Below are 2,897 nucleotides of genomic sequence, written 5' to 3'. Positions count from 1 at the left end.
ACTGAATCCCGATACCTGTGACAAATATCAGTGTTTTGCTGCGAAGTCTCTCGGTGGTGGCGGAGGACCCCGCCCCGGCCGTCGAGGACATCGCCGAGATGCCCCCACGCCGAGGGCGGGACGGCTACTCACTGATGGAAACGCCCGGGCCCGCCCCCTTCCAGGGCCCGGGCGTTTCCGTTGCGCAGTGCGGGTGGCTGCCGTCGGGTCCCCGGAACAGGCGGAAACTTCCGGATTACCGGATTTACTCGAATTAAGCAAAGGATTCACGGGCAAAGCATCTATCTTCTTCCCAGCCAGATCGGCATGACAGGGAAGGTCAACGATGCCTCAAACAGCCCACCCGCACACGCGGACCTCATCCACTAACGTAACCGCGCGCACGTACCTCACCGCGGGGATCGCCGCCCTCGGGGTGGGGGCCTTGGCGCTGGCGCCGGTCCAGCCGATTCCCAACCAGATCGCACTCGCACCGGAACGCGTCATCAGCACCCTCGCGGTGGAACTGGCCGCCTCCACGATCGACCCGATCACCCCGTGGGTCCAGACCTTCGAGACGGCGGCGGCCAACATCGAGACGCTGGTTCAGTTCTACCTGCAGAAGCCGTTCCCGCTGCTGCAGGCCGTCGTGGCCAACCTGGGCACCTATGCCGCTGAGCTGGAGAACGGTCAAGGTGACCTCATCCCCGAGCAGATCTGGGGCAACATCCAGACCTTCTTCCAGGCGCCGTGGGATCCGGGAACCCAACTCCCCCTGGCAGCACCACCCGCCGTACCCGACCCGGTGCCACTTCCCGTCGGCGAGTACGCCTCCGATACCGGATCAAACTCTCCAAAGGCCCTCGCCCAGAGTTTGCTTGTTTTTGAGTTCCTTCCCGAGGCCGAAACGGATCCGGCCTGCTATAACGACGGCAACTGCGCCTACGTGCAAGCGGCCCCGATCCTGAATTTCCTCAACACCCATTACAGCGGCCAGCTAGTAGGACTCCTTGGACCGTTGTTGGCGCCCTTGGCCGTCTTGACCCGCAGCTTCACAGCGGTTGGTGAGTTCTTCGAAGCCGGCGACGTCATTGGCGCGATCAACGAACTTATAAACATCCCGGCCAATGTCACCAACGGAGTGCTCAACGGCGCGGGCTTTCTTGACCTGACCGCGATCGTCACCAGCATCCTGCCGCTGCCCGTCGAATACATCGGCATCAATCTCGGCGGCCTGCTCACCTCTACTCCCTCTAATGGGTCACTGACCGATCCCGACGACCCGCCCACGCAGTACTCCGGTGGCGTGGGGTTCGACGGCGTCGCTGCCGGGGTCCCATCGCCGTTGGGCGTGGCGAAATTTGATGGTGTCCCCGTGGGTTGGGCGGGATCGGTCGTCGGCCTGGGTCAGTTCCTCGGCGAGCAACTGGTGGTGACCCCGCCGGCACCGCCGCCGGTCGCGGCTGAACCGGCGGCCGCCAAGCTGGCTGCGCCGGTAGATATCCCGGCCCCGGCCGTGACGGAGGCGTCGGTCGAGGAGTCGTCACCCGCCGTCGCCGAGGTGGTGGCGGAGGACCCCGCACCGGCCGTCGAGGACATCGCTGAGATCGTGGCTGCGGTTGGGGCAGTCGAGGCTTCCGAGTCGGAGCCAGCCGAGGCAGCCACCCCTGCGGCCGAGGATTCCGGTCCCGGGGCGGCGGACAGTGACAAGTCCGCCGACGACACCGAGCGGTCCGGCGGCAGCGACCGGCGGGGCGCCAGCTAGTCGCCAGCGTTAACGGCGAACGCCCGGGTCCTCCCCCATCCAGGGACCCGGGCGTTTTCCGTTGCGCAACAGGTTTTTACCCGGGAACATGCCCCTGATCGGGTGCGGCCCCAAATCGGAACCGCCGGGCGCTGATCTCGGTCGGCGTGACGCGGACGTAGCGCAGTTTCTCCGTTGGCACCCATGGCATGAGCCCGGCCTGATCAGCCTCACGGATGTCCTCGGCGCTGCTGAGCATCTTTGCGGTGCCGCGGATGATCACGCTCCAACCTTCGGCGACGGTGTGGTCGTCGGCTTCGAACAGCACCCTGTCGTTCATCACGGTGGTGAACAGCTTGGTGCCCTCGGCGGTGCGGAACAGCACACTGCCTTTCTGGGCCACGAAGTTCACCGGGAAGATCTCCAACTGGCCACCGAAGTAGGTCACCAGCCGGCCCAGCGCCACACTGGACAGCAGGTTCCACGCCTCATGGTCATCCAGGACGGTTATCGGGTCATTCGCCATGGGGCACATGGTGTCCGGGCGGCGGCCGCAGCGCAAGGGCACAAGGCCCTCAACCGCCGCCCAGGTCGGCCAATTCGGCGCGCATATTTGCCCGGGCAGCGTCCTCCCATTGCCGGTGGCCGTGGTCGGTCCGGAACAGGGCTGGGCTTTCCAGCAGGGCGACCAGGACCTGCACGCGGCCCTTACGGAACACCTCGTCGGGGATGTGGGTGTACTCGGCGCGGATGTCCGCGGTGTTGCGGCGGTACTGCTCGCCGGGAACCGCGAGCGCGGACAGGTCGGCGTCGGAAAGCGTCTCGCCGTTGCGGTCGCCGGGAGCCGGGTCGTGGGTGACGGTCATCCGGACCAGCCTGGCGACTTCACTGACCATCGCCGGGGAAACGCCGAGTTCGGTCAGGTCGCCTTCGGCGAACTGGGCGCTGCGTTCCTCGTCGTCGGGCAGACCGGCGTACACCGCGTCGTGGTACCAGGCAGCGAGCCGGACCGCGTCGGGATCGTCGGCGTAGGCGGCGAGTTCGTCGACCCTGCTGAGGACGTCGCGCAGGTGCGCCATGCAGTGGTAGGTGCGGCGCGGGTCGGCCCACGCGTGCAGCAACCGCTGCCCGGCCCCGGTCGCGCCGGGGTCGGCGGTGTGGCGGGCGATGAGTT

3 protein-coding genes are annotated in these 2,897 nt (G+C 66.7%); 1 reads left to right on the top strand and 2 read right to left on the bottom strand.

Annotated features, from left to right (window positions below):
* The first annotated feature begins 325 nt into the window (after positions 1–325).
* A complete protein-coding gene (locus tag ADBZ5N_RS18395) occupies positions 326–1,744 on the top strand; it encodes a hypothetical protein (RefSeq protein WP_526259965.1) in 1,419 nt (472 codons plus the stop codon).
* 76 nt (positions 1,745–1,820) lie between these two features.
* On the opposite strand, the gene ADBZ5N_RS18390 is transcribed toward ADBZ5N_RS18395, so the two are convergent.
* Together ADBZ5N_RS18390 and ADBZ5N_RS18385 are read right to left on the bottom strand one after the other, a co-directional pair.
* The gene (locus tag ADBZ5N_RS18390; RefSeq protein ID WP_526259963.1) at positions 1,821–2,249 is read right to left on the bottom strand and encodes a pyridoxamine 5'-phosphate oxidase family protein; all 429 of its coding nucleotides are present in this window, start codon (positions 2,247–2,249) and stop codon (positions 1,821–1,823) included.
* 49 nt (positions 2,250–2,298) lie between these two features.
* Positions 2,299–2,897: HD domain-containing protein (locus ADBZ5N_RS18385; RefSeq protein ID WP_526259961.1), on the bottom strand; the 599-nt coding region annotated here is incomplete at its 5' end.

This window comes from Mycobacterium sp. (genome assembly GCF_044370595.1).
GTDB lineage: Bacteria > Actinomycetota > Actinomycetes > Mycobacteriales > Mycobacteriaceae > Mycobacterium.
Note: the sequence above shows the minus strand (reverse complement) of the source record. Positions and strands in the feature narration are given on the sequence as shown.